The sequence below is a fragment of the Microvirga puerhi genome (genome assembly GCF_020089865.1).
GTDB classification, from domain to species: Bacteria; Pseudomonadota; Alphaproteobacteria; order Rhizobiales; family Beijerinckiaceae; genus Microvirga; species Microvirga puerhi.
The window spans coordinates 24055-43005 of the sequence record NZ_JAIRBM010000004.1; the positions used below are offsets into that span (position 1 = coordinate 24055).

An 18951-nucleotide genomic window follows, 5' to 3' on the forward strand; every position below is an offset into this window, starting at 1 on the left:
TCCGAAATTAAATGTTCATTTCTGCTGATCAATAACTATTATGTTACTGAACATTAAAAGATCGGACGACATGGACATCACTTTCGATGCGGATTGGCTCGCCATGCGGCTGCGCGAACGCACAGCGCGCGGCATCGCGGTGGAGACGAGCACGCTCATCCGCTCGGGTGCGCTGCCGATCGGCGCGCGCCTGCCGACGGTCCGCGATCTCGCGTTCAAGCTTGGCGTGAGTCCCGCAACGGTCTCAGAGGCATGGAGCGAGCTTCGCCGTCAGAAGATGATTAGCGGACGCGGTCGCACCGGAATCTGGGTTTTTGGAAACACCGTTACGCCTCGCCCGGCCCGTATGGGCAGCGTGGGCCATTTCGGCGCGGAGGTCCTGGATCTTTCCCTTGCCGTGCCAGATCAGGATCTGCTGCCGTCCCTGGAAGGGGCTCTGTCTCACGCGGCACGGGCCGAAAACCTGAACAGTTACGAGCGCACGCCGATCCTCTCAGAGCTTCGTGGCGCCCTAGAGCGGCGTTGGCCGTATCGGCCGGAAACCTTCCTGGCCACAAATGGTGGCTACAACGCGATCTACTCGGCGCTTCACGCCTTGGTGATGCCTGGCGCTTCGGTGGCGATCGAGGACCCGACAGCCATGCGCATTCTCGACATCATCGAGGATCTCGGAGCCGAAATCCTTCCCGTTGAATGCGACGCTGAGGGGCCTCTTCCGGATTCTCTCAAGAAAGTTCTCCAGAAGGGTCCGACCGCTTTCATTTACCAGCCCCGCACGCATTCTGTCACGGGCGGAGCCGTCGGCGAAAGTCGCCTGGCGGAGCTTGCCGCTGTCCTTGCGGCAAGTGATTGTTTCATCATTGAGGATGATGGCGTTGGTGACGTCTCTCCATTGCCTCCGGTCAGTCTCGGCGCGCTGTTTCCGACCCGTGTCATCCACATTCTGTCGTTCTCGAAGTCGCTCGGTCCTGATTTGCGTCTCGCCGTGCTGTCGAGTTCCATCAACGTGGCCAAGCAAATTCAATCCTATCGCAGCTTCAGCTCCGGCTGGACGAGCCGGCTTCTGCAGGCGACGACCGCGTGGCTGCTGAATGATGATGAAACGACGCGCATGGTTTCGCGTGCCCGCACCATCTACGCCGAGCGCCGTGAGTCGCTCACTGAACGGCTGAGACAGCGCGGCATTGATATCCCATCGGGAGACGGCCTATGCGTCTGGGTACCGGTGGAGTCGGAACAATATGCGCTCGTCACCTTGGCGGCGAGGAGGATCGCGGTCCTTCCCGGCACGAAATGCTCGGTCAAACCGACCAACCATATCAGAGTAGCAACCGCAATCCTCACCGAAGACTTCGACTTTGTCGCGGATTCGATCAAGCTCGCCGCCCTTAACGGTCCGAAATAGTATAGGTAGACGGAGCGGATTGCGCTCCCTACACGAGAATATGAGCGCCTCAGACCTTTGTCTCGTTGGCGGAACTTCACCGCAACCGTGAAGCCGCTAGCGATAACGCCCCCGTCGCTGCAAGACTTCGATCTTGTAACCGTCCGGATCCTGAACGAAGAAGAACTTCGCGAGAAGCGTTCCGTCATGCGATAGGTCTTTGATCGGCGTCGGCTTCAAGCCGAGGCTCTCAAAGCGCCGATGTTCGGCTTCCAGATCTTTGACGGCGACCGCGAGATGGCCATATCCCTGACCGAGGTCATATGGTTCTGCCCGGCCATGATTGATCGTGAGTTCGACTTCAAAGTCGCTACCGCGGCTCCGAAGGTAGATCAGGGTAAAACCATCAAAGACAAAGCGGTCGGCAATCTGTAAATCGAGGGCCTTGGCGTAGAAATCGACTGAGCGCTCCTCGCCCAGAACACGGATCATTGCGTGAACTACCTTTGCCATGGGGTTCGAGCACTCCTTCAACGATATATGCTTCTAATATAAGGATGCGATTTGGACCGGCGAGTGCTGCCCAACCGCAAGACATGCAGCCAGCTCGACTAGCACAGGATCCAACCACATCAAAAGTTCCTCCCGGGCCACTGCATTCGATCGGTAGGGCGTGGATACCGCTTCCCTCTCGCCACTTGGCAGCAACGACATATCGGCTTTAATGCGCGAGCAAGCAGGGAGAAATCGCGTGGAGATCGGCCTTTATACCTTTGGTGACGTTGGCGTTGATCCTAAGACAGGGCGGCGTCTCGGGCCTGCCGAGCGGCTCCGCAACCTCGTGGAAGAAATTGTACTTGCAGACCAAGTCGGCCTCGACGTTTTCGGGCTTGGCGAACACCACCGTCCCGACTACGCGGTATCCGCTCCCGCCGTCGTCCTGGCTGCCGCCGCAACGCAGACAAAGCGCATTCGCCTGTCGAGTGCGGTAACCGTGCTGAGCTCCGATAATCCGATCAGGGTCTTCCAACAATTCTCGACCCTCGACAATCTCAGCCAAGGCCGGGCGGAGATCATGGCGGGTCAAGGCTCGTTCATCGAGTCCTTCCCACTCTTTGGCTACGATCTTGACGACTACGACACGTTGTTCGGCGAGAAGCTGCAGCTCCTCATGCAGCTCAATGAGAACGAGCGCATCAGCTGGCCGGGAGGGCAGCATAGTCGGCCGATCTCGGACCGCGGCGTCTATCCGCGGCCATTTCAGGACCGACTGCCGATCTGGATCGCTGTGGGTGGAACACCGCAATCCGTTGTTCGCGCGGGGACGCTTGGATTGCCTCTGGCGCTTGCGATCATCGGCGGTGAACCTGCACGTTTTGCCCCGTTGTTCGATCTCTATCGGCAGACCGCACAACGGGTCGGTCATAGCGCTGCGGCCCTGAAGACATCGATCAACGTTCATGGGTTCGTGGCCGACACCACGCAGGACGCGGCAGATACGTTTTACCCGGCACAAGCCGAAGTCATGAACCGGATCGGGCGAGAGCGCGGCTGGCCTCCGACAAGTCGTTCACAATTCGAGGCTGCCCGTGGACCACAAGGAGCACTCTTTGTCGGAAGTCCCGCCGAGGTCACGGACAAGATCCTCGCCGCCCATCAGATCTTCCGTTTTGATCGTTTTCTCATTCAAATGGCGATCGGTATCCTCGATCATTGCAAGCTGATGCATGCCATCGAGATCCTGGGGACGAAGGTCGCACCGGAGATACGTAAAGCGGTTCAGATCGAGCAAAGAACCGTATGAGCAGCGTTTCGTAGATCTGAAAGAGACAGGCTGGCCGCATTCTCTTTCTTTGACGAAAAATCTGCTGGTCCGCTGCCATTCTGAACAGCTTGGCAAATCTGCAAGCCACTCGAAGGCGACGAGCGGACGCCTCAAAATGTCAATGTGGTGTCCCTTTCAGTCAAGCGACACGTTCCGGCTCGGGTAGGATGCTATCGTGCTGGATAGGCGTGTGCCGCGCCAAGTCCCCTGGCAGGAAACCATTCGGCTCTCGGTTCGCCGGGTCGCTAGCAACAGCCCGCGCGCTCGGAGACGACAGCTCAAGGAATGTAATGCCCGTAGCGGCACACATTGATCCGAGGCTGTCGAGAACAGCGAACTTTTGAGGAAGTCGCAATGAACGTCGCCCGATATCGAAGCCCCGCCAAACTGGTGCTAGGCATTGTAGCATCCGTGGCAGCAGCGAGCGCCATGGCCGCAGAACCCGACCTCTCGGGCTATCAAGGCGCGTGGCTCGCAGGAGGCCCCGACTGCGCGGATGTCTATTCGCTTGGCGCAAAATCGGCCTCCTTCAAGAAGCCCGTGGACATATTCGCTCCGGCATTCATCATTTCTGGAAACCGCCTGAGAACGCCGATGGCGACCTGTCGCATTACCTCTGTCAAGCAATCCGAAGACCGCCAGCTCCTGGGCCTCCATTGCACGAACGCGGTGGCATCCAACGACGTAACAGTTCTCATGTCACCGACGGCGGACGGCTCTCTCAGGCGCTACTTTAACAACCATGATACGATTGGAACCACCTATCTCCGCTGCCCGAGATAAAACTCCTAAGCGCTGAAGGCTCGGCGTAAATCCCGCAACTTCGCGGGACCCAAACTGTCAAGAGGCTGTCCCAACAAATCAAGCAGCGTCGCCGACTTTCCGTAATCTGCCTGAGGATGAGGCTCGAAAGGCCATCCAAATTGCAGTCGTCCTCGTCGTACGGGGGACTCAGCATGGCAGTTCACCCCGGAATACCTCTCCCGGTGAAATCGGCTCCGGTTAACGAATCTATTTTTCAGCCGGTCGTCTCAAAGTCAGGACCATCGCCCTCTGAACGACCCAGGCGAAGTCAAGAGCAGACTCGTAGACCTTCGGAAGCCCCCGCTATGGCAGCCCTGGAGATTACCGGGAAGAGGCAGAGGTCCGTCTGAATATGCGGAACGCCCAGATATCGTGAGCCTGCAGTTATCAGCTTCTTAGAATCGCGAGGGCCTCAAGTTCGGAGGTTACCATGAAGAAACTCGCAATCATCCTCACTGCCGCATTCATTACGACAGGCAGTGCCGGAACTGCTCATGCCCAATATTGGGGTCGGCCCGGATGGGGCTATTATGGCGGCTACTATCATCATCATCATTATGGCTGGGGCGGAGGTGCCGTCGCCGCCGGACTGATCGGCGGAGCGATTCTTGGCGGCCTGATCGCCGCATCGACACCTGTGTACGGCTATCCCTATCCCGTCTACGGGTACTATGGACCATAGCCAGGCTACTATTATCCCCGACCCGTCTACTACGCTCCGCGCTATTACTATCCGCACCGCGTGTATTATCGCCACCGCCTCTATGCACGGCCCATCTACTATGGGCACCACTATTATGGGAGGTTTCATGGATACTATGGCCCACGAGTCGTTTATCGGCGACATTATTGAAGACATATAGCAGTCCAAGGACGGACCTCCCCTTGCGTTGTGTCGCGCAGGAACGAGACCCGTTTCGGGCGTGCGTTGTCATGTGTCGGCAACAAAAAGGACAGCTGCGTTTTCGGGGCTTCGCCTCGTCTCTCAGAGCAGGACGGATGTTTCAATGAGGTTGAGCGCAGCGCCTAAAATCGCACTTCTCGCCACCTGGACGGCTTTCACTATGGTGCTGGCCACTGGCTCTGCAGCGGAGCGCTCATCTATTCAAATCATCTATGTCCCGCCCAAGGAACAAGCACATGAGCCGATCTACCGAACGTTGCAGGACAAGCAAGTGCTTGAACGGGTACGAGCCAGCCTAGCTGACTTTATAATTCCCGCCAAACTGACAATAAAAACGGAAGGATGCGACGGAGACATTAATGCCTCCTATGAATCGTCGAACAAGACAGTGAGCATCTGCTACGAATATCTCGCCTATATCCAGGAACTCGCGCAAGATATCCCACCGATTGCGGCGGCGGAGGGCCTCACTCCTGCGAACTACGTGGTTGGGCCATTCCTGGAGGTGGTTCTTCACGAGCTGGCCCATGCCATCTTCGACCTGAACAAGGTCCCAATTCTCGGACGCGAGGAGGACGCGGCCGATCAAGTCGCAGCTTACGCGCTCCTGAAAATGGACAAGCAGGAGATTCGAAGGACTATTGCCAGCATCGCTGCAATGTACGCCAGCGAGGCAAAGGATGCTCCACTGAAACTCAAGGACCTCTCGGACGAGCACGGACTCCCGGCGCAGCGCTTCTTCAATCTTCTCTGCATCAGCTACGGCAAAGAATCGGCAATGTTTGCCGACATCGTTGCACAAGGTTTTCTTCCTAAGGAGCGCGCGGAACAGTGTAAAGGCGAGTATCAGCAGGTTACGTTCGCGATCACCCGCCTTATTGCACCAACCTCGAAGAATGCGCATAGGCAAATGCTCTCGAAGAGAAACTAGACTGCGGCAGATGGAGGAGCAGCCTCCGCGCAATTGGCACGGCATGTACCTTCACAATTTCGTTTCTGGTCAAGGACGCGCCAACATTCTGCATGATTCTGTTCGTAACAGTGTCTTTGCCATCGGAGATCGTCGTATGACACTTTTCGAAGATCGCGAGAGAGCTTTCGAGCAATCTTTCGTACATGATGAGGAAGCGCGCTTCAGAGCTCTGGCAAAGCGAAACAGGTTGCTCGGGCAATGGGCTGCTGAGCAACTCGGCCTCAAGGGCGAGAAGGCGGGCGCCTACATCGACGAGGTCAGCCAAAGCGTGGTAGCGCGCGTCGTCGACGAGACGCTGGTCGCGAAGATCCAGTCAGATTTCGAGGCAAATGCCATCGACATACCGGATGACAAGGTTCGCGAGAAGATGTCTCAACTGATGGCCGAGGCGATCCTTCAGGTTCGTTCAAATGCTTGGTGACACGATTAAACCGGCCACTGAAGGCTGTCACCTCAGAGCTTTTCTCTGGACGATCTGGCGCAGATCGTCAGCAGCTTTGTCATCTCAGCGTCATAATCCCGACGCGTATCTTCCATCCAGTGAGCTTGCAGCGTCGCTGCTTCGGCGGCACTTTTGCAACTTACTATTTGTCGGAAAGTATCGCCATCTTTCGCCAAACGCATTGATACGAAACCAATCATTTCCCGTTGACATTCCGTCATTACGGAGAACCACATCTCAGCAGTGCTCGCCAGAGCGCGACTGTTCTCAGCAGATGAGAATATAGGATTGCTGCGCCGCGTCTCCGACACGGTTGATTTCTTGGACGCATTGATCATGGCCTGCTCTCCCGCGATGCGTTTCAGAAAGATAAGGCGGCTCGCACCTGCGCAAGGCGGCTAAGTGCAAAGTCCGCCTCCCGACGGACCCTGCTGTCCTGCGTGGCATCACGTGTGGTTTCCAGCCGCACGATTTCCTCGTCAATTTTGTCTCGCGTCAGCTCCTCCGGCGGGAGCGCGCGCTCGACGAGCAACGTAACGCTATCCGGCCCTATTTCGGCGAAGCCGCCACGAACAAAAGCGCGGTGGCCGTGGCCCTGAACGTCAGTTGCAACGACAATGCCTGGATTAAGCGTTGCCATCGTAGGCTCATGACCTGCCATCACAGTCATATCGCCTTCGGTCGCCGGCAGCATCACTGCTTTCACCTCGCCAGAAAATAGAACGCGCTCCGGTGAGATCAGTTCAAACAGGACATTGGCCATGGCGATTTCCCTCGAATGCCCTCAATGGCCACTGAATACGAGACTCTGAATCGGCATGACGAGCGCCTGGATGCGAAGCAACATGGCATGGACGAGTCCAACCGTATCGACAGCGTGGAGTGCGAAGCGCCGCATAACACCAAGGTTTCCAGAATCGAGCAGGTCATGGTTACTCGTATAGGCATTGGCGATACAACTGCTGCCGGGGGTAACACCGTCCAACCCTCCTTCATAGAGAGGCTCCAGAAAGACGAGAATAGTTCCCGTTCGCGTCACCTGCTGAGGATCGATTAGCTGCTCGCCGCCACGAAACTGGCCGGCTGCGATAAAGTTCTGCACGCCCGTGACAACCATTGGAATGATCGTCCATGGCTTTGATACGCACGCAACCTCAGCCACCATGCCGGGTTTCAGAACCTGGGCTTCAAGCTGATTGAACCCCGCTTGCAACGTTTGTTGCCAGCTGCCTTCTGGGATGAGAATCCCAGCGGGACGCAATAGAGGATTTACGATGTCGCCGGGCCGAAGTGCGAACTGTTCCACGCGTCCGGTGACTCCAGCCCTCACGACGGTCTTTTCCAAGTCTACTTCAGCTTGGGCCAACGATGCCTCAGCGCTGGCCTTCTCGGCCGGCAGCAGAGTAGAGATACGTGCCGCGGCCTGCTCCTTCGCAGCATTGGCCGCATCGATCGCTCCCTGGCGCCCTTGCACGGCGACCTGCAGCTTCTCAATGTCACGGAAAGCGACATTTCCTGGATTGCGTCGGTACAGCTCCTGCTTCGCCGCAAGCTCGTCAACTGCCTGTTGGTGGGCGCCCTTGGCTTCCTGGATCCTTCCTTCGGCCTCTACGACATCGGTTTTTGCGACAACGAACTCTGCATCGACTTCGGCGATTTTGCGCCGGGCGGTCTCCACCGCCGCCTCCTGTTTGGAACTGTCCAGTCTGAAGATCGGATCTCCCTCCTTGATCGAGTCGCTGAGACCTACAAAGATCTCGGCAACGCGTCCGTTGGTTTCCGGAACAATAGGAACTGTCCTGAAGAGCAGCGTGACATTGCTGGTGGCGGGGTGATTGTAGAAAATTACGGTGATCAACCCAACGGTCAGCATCAGGCAGGCCACGATACCCCATCGCAGCTCGAACCAGACCGAGAAAAGCGTGATTTCCTTGCCGATCCGCTTCCCCTGAGCATAGCGTCGGTACAGATAGTCCGGAAGGATCGTCAGCAGGGAACAGAGAAGAAGCTCAAGCATGGATCCGCTCCTTCGGAATTCGGGTGGGAGCGACGGCCTTCGATTCTTCCGATGCCTCGCCTGAGTGCGTGTCCCCGGCACCATCTGATGTTCTATCCGGCGCTCTGTCCGGCGCGTCATCGGCACCCTGGCCAGGCGGAATACCGGCTATCTTCTCAAGAGATCCCGCCATGCGGCGAAGCGGCCATCCGAAGTCCGGGATGTCAATCAGCGCAAGCAAGAGGCCTGCCACCCAGAAGATGTGCATATGCGTAAACAGAGCAAGCAATCCAAGGACAGCGACGATCTCGAATTGGATTTTTTGCGATTTGTGCGCCATGCGCTCCGGCAACGTATGCAATCTCAGAAAGAGAATGCCGACGGCCAGGACAGCCAGGACCAAAAACAGGCCCATTATGACCAGAAGCACATCCGTCTCGCCAGGAGCCGTAATGAAGATGGGTAAATGATGCGGAGCGTCTGGGTTAACCGCTGGGGTCGTCATACCACCTCTCCTACAGGAAGGGCAAAGAGCCCCTGACGCACACATAAACTATCTGAAAGTTGAGAAGAGCCCATCGTATGGGCGATCGCATTTTGGACGAAACTCATTTGCACTGTGATCTCCCACCACTGTAGCGGCATGCACCCATCACGCCATGATGCTGAGCCCACCATCCACATAAGTGACTGTTCCGGTGAGCCGCCGGGCGAATGGCGTCGTCAGATAAGCGGCTGTCAGACCGACATCATCGATATCGACCAGCTCACCAATCGGCGCGCGCTCAATGGCCTCCGACAGAAGGACATCGAAGTCCTTCAGACCGGAGGCTGCGCGTGTCTTGAGAGGGCCGGGTGAGACAGCATGGACCCGGACGTGCTTGTCTCCTAATTCATATGCGAGATAGCGGACCGCGCTCTCGAGCGCAGCCTTGACAGGCCCCATGAGATTGTAGTTCGGAACCACCTTATTGGCTCCGTGATAGCTCATCGCCAGGAGTGTTCCGCCATCACGCATCAGGGGTTCTGCGAGGCGCGCCATTCGGATAAATGAATGGCAAGAGATATCCATTGCCACCTTGAAACCTTCGTCGGAGCTGTCGATGAGACGCCCTTGCAGATCCTCCTTAGGAGCAAAGGCGATGGAATGCAGTGCTATGTCCAGACTACCCCAGGCCTCGCGGATCTGTTCAAATACAGCCTCGAGCTCTCCACCACATCCGACATCGCAGGGGGCGAAGATGGTGGCACCTAGCTCCTTAGCTAGAGGCTCAACATAGGGCCGCGCCTTCTCATTGAGATAGGTGACAGCGAGATCGGCGCCGAGTTGTCGGAAAACACGGGCACATCCATACGCGATTGAATGCTCATTGGCGATACCAATGACGAGAGCACGCTTTCCATGCAAGATCTGCGACTGGACGGCGACGTCGCTTAGCGTCATCAGTTGATCGTTCATGAACTCGCTCTCGTGTGCTGATTACCCCGTCTTCGTCGGGCGACGCTATGCTCTGCTCGCCTGTAGTCGCCCGCGCGGCCTACTGCGACCGGCTTGCTTTCAGCGAGAAGGCGCCGGATTTCGCCCAACATTGCCAGCTGCTTGTCATTGGCCTCCATCCTGCCCTCTAGACGCTTCAGGAGTTCGAGCGCCGCGTGCCGATCTTCGGGTGATGGCAGCAACTTCGGGAGTGCAGCCAGCGCCCTTTCAGGCTCGAAATCGACAATGTAGGATTGCTCGCGAATGATCTTGCGGGCTGCATCCGCTGGCATATCGAGGAGGCCAACGTCCCTTCCAACCAACTCGCGCGCCCGTTTCATGGCCGAGAGTCGACGTCGTCCCGTACCGGATTTCGTTAAGAGAAGCGCTGCGCGAACAATTGCGGCGGTGCGAGTTCCCTCCTCGATACGCGACAGCGCTTCTTTTATGGGAGCAAGGTCTCTCGTATCGATAGGGCCGATGGAAGAGCTTGCCGCCCGCTCCTCAGAAACGCCAACGCCGGGAACGGTGTAGGTTCTGAAGAATATGTTCTCGACCGACGCATCCCTCAGATCTCGGTAGAGATCCCACGATGCAGAGATGATGGCGGCCGCCGATCGCTCCAATGTCGTCATCAGGCCATTATTGTCGCGTGGTGCGCGACCTGCCCTTGTCATGTCTGAGACTGTCTTGAGAGGCCACATGAACGGGTTGAGATCCGATAGCATCCAACGTTGCATGCGCTGAGGATGGAGAGTGCGGGCGATCTTCGCAGCGGCGGGCGTGACCATGGGCGCCAGTATCGGATGGACAAAGGCCTCGTAGGCAGCTGCAAGTGCATCCGAAGTCGTTTCGACTTGCTCAAACGGCACTTCGTCCTTACGCCCATACTTCTGCAGGATCTGCAGATCTTCGACCCGCCTTTCGGTCAGCACAACGTCATAACGGACGCTGCCATTCGCCCGTTGTTCCTCGATTTGCATGCCATAAAGGCCCGGCGGCAAATGCTCGATATATTCGATGAGATCGACGATCTGAGTGTGCTCACGCTTCGCGACCTGACCGGACACGAAGATGCCGAGATGACCGACACTCTTGTGCATCAGACCAACGATGACTTGGCCATTCGCCTTAAGTGCCTCGGTAGTTTGATAGAGATCCGAAACCCAGTTGAATGCCTGTTGAGGCGGCGTAATGTTATCTCCGAGAGACGCGAACAAGATGATCGGCGACTTGATGGCACGCAGATCAAAAGCTCGCCCTTCGGACCATTCGGCCTCGCCAGCGGCCAGCTTGTTGCCAACGAACAGATTTTTCACGATCCATTCGATCTCCTGGCGGTCCATCAGGAAGAAGCCGCCCCACCAGCGCTCGAAATCGAGAAAGCGCTCCGGCTCAGTGTCGATCTTCGCAAAGAGATTGTAGTATTTATCGAAATACGTGTTGGCCGGGTTCAGATACTCGAAATTCTCGACCAAGTAGGCTCCGTCGAATTCGCCAGCCCCTAGGTCGCTGGCCAGGAGCGCTGGCCATACGCCGCCGAGAATCCCCCCCGCATAGCGCATCGGGTTTTCGCCATCGTTACCGGCCCAATAGGACATCGGAGCGCCATTGATCACGATGGGGCCTGGCAGGTCCGGATCGAAGGCACCGAGAAGCATGGCGGCCCATCCACCCTGACAATTGCCGATAATGACGGGCTTGTTCGTCTTTGGATGTCGCTTCGTAACGATGCGAAGAAACTCCGCTTCGGTGCGCGAGACATCGGCGAGGGTCTGCCCTGCAACCGGCTCCGGAAAAAAGATCACGAAATACACCGGATGCCCGGCCTTCAGCGCCACTCCCACCTGCGAGTCCTGCTTGAACCCGCCGATCCCGGGGCCATGGCCGGCCCTCGGATCGATGATGACGAAGGGACGCTGCTCGGGATCCGTCCTTGTTCCGTCCGGCGGCGTGATACTGACCAGGGCATAGTTTACGGGCCGTGCGAAGGTTCGCGCGTCCGCCACCATCTCCCAGTCGAAGTCGAGCAGAGGTGGCTTTCCGGCCTTCTCGTGTTCGATCCAATTGTTTCCGCGCTGACGCAATGTATCCCAGAAAAGAATCGACCGCTGCGCATAATCGAGCCAGTAATCGGCAACATCCCGCCAGAGATCGACAGGAGCTGTCGCGGCTCCAGATGTTCGCCACCAAGGCTCGTTCGCGGATTTAACGCTGGCAATGTAGCGTTGAACGGCGTTCGAACACCGTTCCTGATAGACCTGTGCGACCTTCGCCTGTATGGCGGCGATCTCAGCTAACCGGCTTTTTGGGTCGCTTCGACTGTCGTCAGTCATACGCTCTATCCCTTCCACGCCAATCATTCGTGCCGATAGCGCCGAACTAGTGCCTGGCTTCTCCCCATTTGAGAAAGAAGCCCACATCACCTGGTAAGCCACCAGGCCATTCGATGATCATCGCGCTCAACTTGAAGCCCGCAGGCATAAGTTGATCGCGCCACAATTCGTAGGCCTGACGTGGACGTCCGGTGAGCGTTTCCGGCCAGCCAGGATCAGAGTTATTGATTGCGCGCCCCTTGTCCGTGCATAGGGCATTAGGGAACCTCATAACCATCAGTTCCGTTTCGCCGCGATCTGCGGCAGCCCGTAGTTTCGCCCGCAACGGCTGCAACACGTCCCGTAAACGCTCCGGAGTCAGATCGAGTGGTTCAGCCAGCCGCTTGATCAGATCCTTCTGAGCCTTTTCGGCGCGATCCATGCCCTCAACAGACTTGACGGCTTTCGCCATCTGCATTTCCGTCATGTAGGATCGAAGGTCCGCTGCCGACATGAATGTTTCGTCACCGAGTTCCTGCCCCGTTTGCCCGTCCGGCGTCGTGTTCAACGTCTGCATGACATCCTTCTCCCTATTCAAGACGCTAGCTTGTCCTGCGCAGCGCCAAGCACGCTCCACGTCTGCCGCGCGATAACCAGTTCCTCATTCGTCGGAATGACCCACGCAGTTGGTCCCGATCCACTCGAAATGCGTGGACCGCCCGAGGCATTGGCAGCTTCGTCGAGAGCGAGGCCTGCCCACCCGAGCGCTGCGATCACCTCCGCTCTCGTCGCAGCGTCATTCTCGCCAATACCTGCCGTAAAGACGAGACCGTCAATTCCGCCCAACGCGGCGACGAGGGAGCCGATCTCTCGTGTGATGCGATAGACAAATAGATCGATGGCATTCCTTGCATCGGCATTCGCTGCGGCGTTCGCTCTTAAGGTTCGCATGTCGTTCGACAGACCGGAGACACCGAGGAGACCGGATTTTGTGTAGAGCAGGCGCTCGGCATTCTCCAGGCTGAGCTTCATCTCGCGCAGCATATAAAAGACCACCCCAGCATCGAGAGCGCCGCAGCGTGTTCCCATAGGAAGTCCATCGAGAGCAGAAAATCCCATGGTGGTTGCGACGCTCACCCCGCCTTTGAGGGCGCATAGACTCGCACCATTGCCGAGATGAGCCGCGATCACCCGCCCTTCGGCAAGGCCGTGATCATAGTCTTTCAGTACCGACGCAATATAGTCATATGAGAGGCCATGAAAGCCATAGCGTCGCACGCCGCGCTCACGCATTTCGCGAGGAAGTGCAAACATCGTCACGAGCGAAGATTGGTCCTGATGGAAGCCGGTATCGAAGCACGCGACTTGTGGCATTCCGGGAAGGCGTCGACGAACGATCTTGATCGGCTCCAGGTTATGGGGCTGATGCAGCGGTGCCAGGGGGATCAGCGTTTCGAGTGTCTGAAGGATTGTTTCGTCGACAAGAACCGGGCCTGAAAAGGTCTCCCCGCCGTGAACGACCCGGTGTCCAATCGCGATGAGTTTCCGTTCCTCGCGATACTGGCTCAACCACGACACGAGATGCATCAATGCTTCCTCGTGTCCCACACCGTCCTCGGCGCTCCACGTTGTCTCGTCCAGTTTCGCTCCTGAAGGATCCCGCACGAGAAAGTGAGATGCGCCTCCCAACCCCTCGTAGAGCCCTTTCCAGACCAACCGGGCCTCCGCACCGTCAGGTTGTTCAAACACCTGAAACTTGAGGCTCGATGACCCGGCGTTGACAACTATGAAGGTGGGAATCACGTCTCAGACCTCTGGCATAGCGAGCTTGCCGCGCTGCGTGTTGGCAAAAAGGGATGCGACAGCACATGACGCCAATCGCGTAATCGTCGAGTCCGCGCGGCTCGTAAGGATGATCGGCACGCGGGCGCCAAGCACGATGCCTGCGGCATCCGCATCTGCGAGAAAGGTCAGGCTCTTGGCAAGCATGTTGCCCGCTTCGAGGTCAGGGACGACGAGGACCGTTGCCTGCCCGGCGACCGGAGACTGGATATTCTTGATCTTGGCAGCTCCGAGATCGATTGCATTGTCGAGTGCAAGAGGCCCGTCGAGGATCCCGCCCGTGATCTGCCCCCGGTCGGCCATTTTACACAGTGCTGCGGCCTCGATCGTTGACGGAACTTTCGGATTTACCGTCTCCATCGCAGACAGAATCGCGACGCGCACAGGATCGACCTGCAACGCTCGGGCGAGGTCGATCGCATTTTGCACGATATGAACTTTGTCTTCCAACGTCGGTGCGATGTTGATCGCCGCATCGGTGATGACGAGCGGCCTGTCATGGCCGGGGACGTCCATGATGAAGCAGTGGCTGATCCGTCGTGCTGTTCGTAAACCGGCGTCGCGGCGAACAACCGCGCCCATGAGCTCGTCGGTATGCAGGCTTCCCTTCATCAAGGCCTCGGCCTGGCCTGACCTCACGAGGTCGACAGCGGCCGCTGCGGATGCATGGCTGTGGGCAGCATCGACGATCCGTATGTCTGAGAGATCTCTGCCAAGTGTCTCAGCGACCGACTTGATCCGGGCCTGCGGGCCAACCAAAATCGGTTCGATCAAGCCCAGATCAACCGCTTCGAACACAGCCCCCAGAGATGCCGTGTCACAGGGGTGCGCAACGGAAACCTTCAGTTTCTGAAGAGCCTGGGCCGCTGCAACAAGCCGGTCATATTTATCGTGTGGTCGCGAGCCGGGCTGAGACGTCGCCATTGCAACTGTCATGATCGTCTCCAGGTTTCGCTGTCGGCGAGTTTCCGCGATGGACTCCTGATGAGCCACCAGCTTCACCGCATGAAACGAAATGCGGGCCGAGACCCACGCTCACGATTTCCCAACTTGTTTCAAAAAGGTACCTCCCGTCACAGACACGCTGCTTGACCGGTTGAGCCATCCGCTTGACAATTTGGGACCGACGGCGGCGGACAGCCGAGCATCCAGTTTGCGCGGGAAAATAGCCAAGAAGTCATGACCCCTGGTGGAGATCGCTCGGTCTTCGAACGCGTCGCTGTTTCCGAGGACCGCGGCGCCTGACGCGCCATGCCGACGGCGTCTGTCCGGACCAGCGCCGGAAGGCGCGGCAGAATGCACTCGGCTCAGAATAGTTCAAGGCCGCGGCGACTTGGCCCAATGCCATATCCGTATTGGCAAGCAGATCGCGTGCGATCTCGAAGCGTATCTCGTCCGCGATCTTGCGAAAGGCGCCTCCCTCAATATGCAGGTGTCGGTGCAACGTCCGCCGATTCATCGAGAAAAGGCGGGCGATACCGGTAGCGGAACAAGTGTCCCTGAGCAGCTCCGTTCGAAGTACCCGACGCAAATCTTCCGTAAGCGGGCCCGGCTCATGACTCGGCGGTGGCTCGTCAGCCTGGCGGGTGGACGGCATCTCCACTGCTCCCTCCCCTTCTGTGCAGCCCAGACACTTGCTGGACCGACGCTATAGTAGCTCCCGCCCACCATGCCGCTTGACCACTTGAGACTTTCTCTTGACAGTTGAGAGCCAAAGCCGACCTGCATTTGCGGGCCAGCATCATCTTTCATCCCATCCGACAGGCGGAAGGGGGAGCTACGACATGCTATCTGATGCGCCCCTCTCGGTTCGCCAAGCAGTCGGAGTTTGACCTGACCAACGCCGAAATGCACGGGTGAATGCACTAGCCTCCGAGTATCCCAGGGCTGCCGCGATCTGACTGAGCGACACTTCCGTATCTTCCAGCAACTGGCGGGCGATCTCGAAGCGGACTTCATTTGCGATGGTTCTGTATCCGAGCCCGCTGCCTTTCAGGCGTCGACTCAACGTACGACGATGCATCGCCAAAAGGTCGGCAATGTCGTTCGCCGAACAACGATTGTTCGTCAGGCGCATTCGCAATAGCCGCCGGATATCGTCTGGAAATTCGGATCCCGGTTCGCTTCTCATTCGCTTGATCCGCTCCTCCAGCATGGTTCGCAGAAGAGGATCAGCACCGGCGATGCGTCGCTTCAGGTCGCATGCAGGAAAAACAATAGCGGCAACCTCCTGATTGAACCTGACAGGGGTCCGGAAATGGCGTCGATACGGCTGAAGATCCGCAGGAGCTGCTCGGGGAAGGAGGACTTCAGACGGATTCCATTCGGATCCGATCAGGGTGCGGAGAGCATTGATGACAACGGCAAGGGCGCCATCAGAGATTTGCTCAACACTTTCGACGTCGCGTTGATAAACCGAATAGCTGAACAGTGCGATGTCGTCACAAACTGTCAAGGACGAAACCGCACCGCGATTCTGAATGCTCAAGCTGGAAACGAGGCTGTGCAAAGCCTCCCCCACCGTCTCGGAGTGCTGCATCAGCCGCCCCATCATACCCAGTGAAAGGATTGTTGCGCGACGGCCGACCAGCAGTCCGAAATGCGGGCAATTCGATCGCGCGACACTCAAGGAGAGGAGGCGCCCTAGGGCTGCATGAGGGATCAGATTGTCACCATCATCGAAGAGGCCCGGGTCAATTCCGGCCTCCTTGATGAGTGCACCTGGATCGATACCAAACTCTTCAAGAGTTGGCGCGACCTCCTTCGCCACACCAAGATGTATGGATCCGGAAGGCAACATACGATCAGGTCCGGCAAAGATGCCGGGCGATATCGATACGTTGGATCTGCGACCGAACTTTCCGAAGGGCGTAACGACGCTACTGACTGTCGTCATGGCTGCCTCGCAGAACTCTTGAAGGATCGCGAAACTGCACAATCGGTCAATTCAAGAACAATATCCTTGATCTCGACCAACCTAACCTAAGTTATCTCACAACCACGACCGTTTCAATGGAACTACCCACATTTGCACGTTCCGTTGTCTTATCGGGTTAAGTTCGTGTCCCAAATCGTCAAGTTTGATGGGTCGGATCGCGTGATGATTGGTTAGGCGTCAAGCTGGTCGAAGCAGAGCCGGAATGAGCACGGGACAGATCATCAGTCTGCTGATTACGGTCACGCTGATCGAGATGATGTTCGCCATAGGGCTCAACGTACGCTTAGACGAGATCGTCCCTGTGACGAGCGATAGGCGGCTCCTCTTGCGTGCCAGCCTTGCGAATGACGTGGCTGTCCCTGTAGTTGCGGTTTTACTCGTGTTTCTGGCAAGCCCGGAGCCTATGGCGGCCGCCGGGTTCCTAATCCTCGCCGTCTGTTCAGGCGCCCCCTACGGTCCGCCGCTAACCGCCGTTGCACGAGGCACGAACGCGATATCGGTGGGACTGATGGTATCTCTCGCCGTCTCTTCGGTGGTCGTTGCGCCGCTCCTCCTGTACCTGCTCTTACCTCTGACAACCGGCGCCGCGAACCTGCATGTCAATCCGCTAGGGGTGCTTTGGATCATCCTCGCCACGCAACTCATTCCCTTAGGGTGTGGTTTGGCCCTCGCGCACTCGAAGCCTCGGCTGGCAGCACATTTGCTCGGTCCATCAGTCGCCATCAGCAAGATCTTAAATGCTATAACATTTGCCATAATTCTGGGTGCTCAGTTCCGGTTGTTCATCGATGTAAGGCCGATTGGGATCTTGGGCATGCTGGTCCTTCTGATCGTAAGCCTGGGAGTAGGATGGCTTGCCGGCCGGGATGGCGAGGAAGACCGCAGGGCCGTGGCCCTCACGACCTCAACTCGCAACGTTGGCGTCGGCGTCGCGATTGCCGCGAATACCTTTCCTGAAACCACTGCTATCGCAGCCGTCCTGTCCTGGTCTACGGGCTCGTTCAGCTCGTTGGGGCATTTCTAGTAGCACTCTGGTGGCGCCGCTCACCGACGCTGGCTCAGGTGCGATAACGGACAGGTTGATCTGTTCGTCGTTAAACATCGGATTGGAAGGAGCGCGAATATGGGTCGACGGGATGCCTTGAAAGCGAATGAGACCGTACGTCCTCATGTAGAGGATTCTAGGCCTCGCATGAAACGCAAGGAATTCGAGGAGGAGCTGCAGAAGCTCCAGGTCGAACTTGTCCGGCTTCAAACTTGGGTCAAGGCAACGGGCACCCGGATCATCGTTGTCTTCGAAGGCCGCGACACGGCCGGCAAGGGCGGTGTCATCAGTCGCATTACCCAAAGGGTGAGCCCGCGAGTATTCCGGCACATCGCGCTGCCGGCCCCGACAGAACGCGAAAAAAGCCAGCTCTACATCCAGCGGTATATTGCCCAGTTTCCGGCCGCAGGTGAAATCGCACTCTTCGATCGCTCTTGGTACAACAGAGCCGGCGTCGAGCGAGTCATGGGCTTCTGCAGCGCCGACGAATACGAGCGCTTCATGCGTCTCGTGCCTTCATTCGAAAAGGAAATCGTGGAGAACGGCATCATTCTCCTCAAATACTTTCTCGATGTCAGTCAAGACGAGCAGCGCCGCCGATTTGCCGACCGGATCGACGATCCCATGAAGCACTGGAAGCTCAGCCCGATGGACACCGAGTCAGTCCGTCTCTGGTGGGACTACACGTTGGCCTACCAGGACATGCTGCGTGAAACCGACACGCCGTTTTGCCCCTGGTACGTTGTCCCGTCAGATGACAAGCGCAGAGCGCGTCTCAATCTGATCGCTCACATGCTCGACAAGATCCCTTACAAAAAGGTCAAGATCGATTTGCCGAAGGTGCCCAAGGCAGCTCCCAAGCCCAAAGGAGCGAAAGATGGCCTTCCGGCGATGAACATCGTGCCAGCGCAATATTGAATGACGGTACTTCGAAAGGCCGCGCGATGGATACTTTGGGAACGGCGAGGCCTGTACGAGAACATCGCCATGCCGGACGTTATCCCGC

Annotated in this window: 20 protein-coding genes; 8 read left to right on the forward strand and 12 right to left on the reverse strand. The window is 57.5% G+C overall.

Annotated features, from left to right (window positions below; genetic code table 11):
* The first annotated feature begins 70 nt into the window (after positions 1–70).
* Positions 71–1405: an aminotransferase-like domain-containing protein gene (locus K9B37_RS06330; protein ID WP_224312203.1), complete on the forward strand. Its 1335-nt coding sequence runs from the start codon at positions 71–73 to the stop codon at positions 1403–1405.
* Positions 1406–1501: 96 nt separating this feature from the next.
* On the opposite strand, the gene K9B37_RS06335 is transcribed toward K9B37_RS06330, so the two are convergent.
* Positions 1502–1897: a VOC family protein gene (locus K9B37_RS06335; protein ID WP_224312204.1), complete on the reverse strand. Its 396-nt coding sequence runs from the start codon at positions 1895–1897 to the stop codon at positions 1502–1504.
* 238 nt (positions 1898–2135) lie between these two features.
* Here K9B37_RS06335 and K9B37_RS06340 point away from each other — a divergent pair, with 238 nt between their 5' ends.
* The 5 genes from K9B37_RS06340 (at position 2136) to K9B37_RS06360 (ending at position 6311) form a co-directional block, all read left to right on the forward strand.
* On the forward strand, positions 2136–3188 hold the full coding sequence (locus tag K9B37_RS06340) for an LLM class flavin-dependent oxidoreductase (RefSeq protein WP_224312206.1): 1053 nt from the start codon (positions 2136–2138) through the stop codon (positions 3186–3188).
* Positions 3189–3563: 375 nt separating this feature from the next.
* Entirely contained in the window at positions 3564–3992 is a 429-nt protein-coding gene (locus tag K9B37_RS06345; protein WP_224312208.1) for a hypothetical protein, read from the forward strand.
* Positions 3993–4443: 451 nt separating this feature from the next.
* On the forward strand, positions 4444–4695 hold the full coding sequence (locus K9B37_RS06350) for a hypothetical protein (RefSeq protein WP_224312210.1): 252 nt from the start codon (positions 4444–4446) through the stop codon (positions 4693–4695).
* A gap of 325 nt (positions 4696–5020) precedes the next feature.
* Entirely contained in the window at positions 5021–5848 is an 828-nt protein-coding gene (locus K9B37_RS06355) for a DUF4344 domain-containing metallopeptidase (protein ID WP_224312212.1), read from the forward strand.
* A 136-nt stretch (positions 5849–5984) separates the two neighbouring features.
* Positions 5985–6311 (forward strand): DUF1476 domain-containing protein, encoded by a 327-nt coding sequence (locus K9B37_RS06360; RefSeq protein ID WP_224312213.1) that lies wholly within the window; start codon positions 5985–5987, stop codon positions 6309–6311.
* A 32-nt stretch (positions 6312–6343) separates the two neighbouring features.
* Here the strand turns inward: K9B37_RS06360 and K9B37_RS06365 are convergent, their stop codons facing one another.
* The 11 genes from K9B37_RS06365 to K9B37_RS06415 all read right to left on the reverse strand — a co-directional run bounded on the left by K9B37_RS06365 (position 6344) and on the right by K9B37_RS06415 (position 16858).
* On the reverse strand, positions 6344–6670 hold the full coding sequence (locus K9B37_RS06365) for a phasin family protein (RefSeq protein ID WP_224312214.1): 327 nt from the start codon (positions 6668–6670) through the stop codon (positions 6344–6346).
* Between the two features lie 23 nt (positions 6671–6693).
* Positions 6694–7095, reverse strand: a complete 402-nt coding sequence (atpC, locus tag K9B37_RS06370; RefSeq protein WP_224312215.1) for an ATP synthase F1 subunit epsilon — start codon at positions 7093–7095, stop codon at positions 6694–6696.
* Positions 7096–7116: 21 nt separating this feature from the next.
* Positions 7117–8349, reverse strand: a complete 1233-nt coding sequence (locus K9B37_RS06375; protein WP_224312216.1) for an HlyD family secretion protein — start codon at positions 8347–8349, stop codon at positions 7117–7119.
* On the reverse strand, positions 8342–8833 hold the full coding sequence (locus K9B37_RS06380) for a hypothetical protein (RefSeq protein ID WP_224312217.1): 492 nt from the start codon (positions 8831–8833) through the stop codon (positions 8342–8344). Before K9B37_RS06380 ends, K9B37_RS06375 begins: the two co-directional genes overlap by 8 nt.
* 147 nt (positions 8834–8980) lie before the next feature.
* A complete protein-coding gene (gene fabI, locus K9B37_RS06385) occupies positions 8981–9787 on the reverse strand; it encodes an enoyl-ACP reductase FabI (protein ID WP_224312218.1) in 807 nt (268 codons plus the stop codon).
* Positions 9784–12141, reverse strand: coding sequence for a DUF3141 domain-containing protein (locus K9B37_RS06390; protein ID WP_224312219.1), 2358 nt, complete (start codon positions 12139–12141; stop codon positions 9784–9786). The genes fabI and K9B37_RS06390 overlap by 4 nt, the downstream gene beginning before the upstream one ends.
* A 46-nt stretch (positions 12142–12187) precedes the next feature.
* Positions 12188–12697 carry a hypothetical protein gene (locus tag K9B37_RS06395; protein WP_224312221.1) on the reverse strand — a complete coding sequence of 170 codons (510 nt, stop codon included), beginning with the start codon at positions 12695–12697 and terminating at the stop codon, positions 12188–12190.
* 17 nt (positions 12698–12714) lie between these two features.
* Positions 12715–13923 carry an acetate/propionate family kinase gene (locus K9B37_RS06400; protein ID WP_224312223.1) on the reverse strand — a complete coding sequence of 403 codons (1209 nt, stop codon included), beginning with the start codon at positions 13921–13923 and terminating at the stop codon, positions 12715–12717.
* Between the two features lie 3 nt (positions 13924–13926).
* Complete coding sequence (locus K9B37_RS06405; protein WP_224312225.1) at positions 13927–14898, reverse strand: phosphate acetyltransferase; 972 nt, start codon at positions 14896–14898, stop codon at positions 13927–13929.
* A 241-nt stretch (positions 14899–15139) separates the two neighbouring features.
* Positions 15140–15559 carry a helix-turn-helix transcriptional regulator gene (locus tag K9B37_RS06410; RefSeq protein WP_224312227.1) on the reverse strand — a complete coding sequence of 140 codons (420 nt, stop codon included), beginning with the start codon at positions 15557–15559 and terminating at the stop codon, positions 15140–15142.
* A gap of 180 nt (positions 15560–15739) precedes the next feature.
* Positions 15740–16858: an AraC family transcriptional regulator gene (locus K9B37_RS06415; protein ID WP_369414234.1), complete on the reverse strand. Its 1119-nt coding sequence runs from the start codon at positions 16856–16858 to the stop codon at positions 15740–15742.
* A 244-nt stretch (positions 16859–17102) separates the two neighbouring features.
* Here K9B37_RS06415 and K9B37_RS06420 point away from each other — a divergent pair, with 244 nt between their 5' ends.
* Positions 17103–17924, forward strand: a complete 822-nt coding sequence (locus K9B37_RS06420) for a bile acid:sodium symporter family protein (RefSeq protein ID WP_224312229.1) — start codon at positions 17103–17105, stop codon at positions 17922–17924.
* 168 nt (positions 17925–18092) lie between these two features.
* Positions 18093–18863: a polyphosphate kinase 2 gene (gene ppk2, locus K9B37_RS06425; RefSeq protein WP_224312230.1), complete on the forward strand. Its 771-nt coding sequence runs from the start codon at positions 18093–18095 to the stop codon at positions 18861–18863.
* Positions 18864–18951: the final 88 nt, after the last annotated feature.

Bases quoted from the DNA above. Each gene is read 5' to 3' on its own strand.
- K9B37_RS06330 (WP_224312203.1), top strand. From the start codon at position 71: ATGGACATCACTTTCGATGCGGATTGGCTCGCCATGCGGCTGCGCGAA.
- K9B37_RS06335 (WP_224312204.1), bottom strand. From the start codon at position 1,897: ATGGCAAAGGTAGTTCACGCAATGATCCGTGTTCTGGGCGAGGAGCGC.
- K9B37_RS06345 (WP_224312208.1), top strand. From the start codon at position 3,564: ATGAACGTCGCCCGATATCGAAGCCCCGCCAAACTGGTGCTAGGCATT.
- K9B37_RS06350 (WP_224312210.1), top strand. From the start codon at position 4,444: ATGAAGAAACTCGCAATCATCCTCACTGCCGCATTCATTACGACAGGC.
- K9B37_RS06355 (WP_224312212.1), top strand. From the start codon at position 5,021: ATGAGGTTGAGCGCAGCGCCTAAAATCGCACTTCTCGCCACCTGGACG.
- K9B37_RS06360 (WP_224312213.1), top strand. From the start codon at position 5,985: ATGACACTTTTCGAAGATCGCGAGAGAGCTTTCGAGCAATCTTTCGTA.
- K9B37_RS06365 (WP_224312214.1), bottom strand. From the start codon at position 6,670: ATGATCAATGCGTCCAAGAAATCAACCGTGTCGGAGACGCGGCGCAGC.
- atpC (WP_224312215.1), bottom strand. From the start codon at position 7,095: ATGGCCAATGTCCTGTTTGAACTGATCTCACCGGAGCGCGTTCTATTT.
- K9B37_RS06375 (WP_224312216.1), bottom strand. From the start codon at position 8,349: ATGCTTGAGCTTCTTCTCTGTTCCCTGCTGACGATCCTTCCGGACTAT.
- K9B37_RS06380 (WP_224312217.1), bottom strand. From the start codon at position 8,833: ATGACGACCCCAGCGGTTAACCCAGACGCTCCGCATCATTTACCCATC.
- fabI (WP_224312218.1), bottom strand. From the start codon at position 9,787: ATGAACGATCAACTGATGACGCTAAGCGACGTCGCCGTCCAGTCGCAG.
- K9B37_RS06390 (WP_224312219.1), bottom strand. From the start codon at position 12,141: ATGACTGACGACAGTCGAAGCGACCCAAAAAGCCGGTTAGCTGAGATC.
- K9B37_RS06395 (WP_224312221.1), bottom strand. From the start codon at position 12,697: ATGCAGACGTTGAACACGACGCCGGACGGGCAAACGGGGCAGGAACTC.
- K9B37_RS06405 (WP_224312225.1), bottom strand. From the start codon at position 14,898: ATGACAGTTGCAATGGCGACGTCTCAGCCCGGCTCGCGACCACACGAT.
- K9B37_RS06410 (WP_224312227.1), bottom strand. From the start codon at position 15,559: ATGCCGTCCACCCGCCAGGCTGACGAGCCACCGCCGAGTCATGAGCCG.
- K9B37_RS06415 (WP_369414234.1), bottom strand. From the start codon at position 16,858: ATGACGACAGTCAGTAGCGTCGTTACGCCCTTCGGAAAGTTCGGTCGC.
- K9B37_RS06420 (WP_224312229.1), top strand. From the start codon at position 17,103: ATGAGCACGGGACAGATCATCAGTCTGCTGATTACGGTCACGCTGATC.
- ppk2 (WP_224312230.1), top strand. From the start codon at position 18,093: ATGAAACGCAAGGAATTCGAGGAGGAGCTGCAGAAGCTCCAGGTCGAA.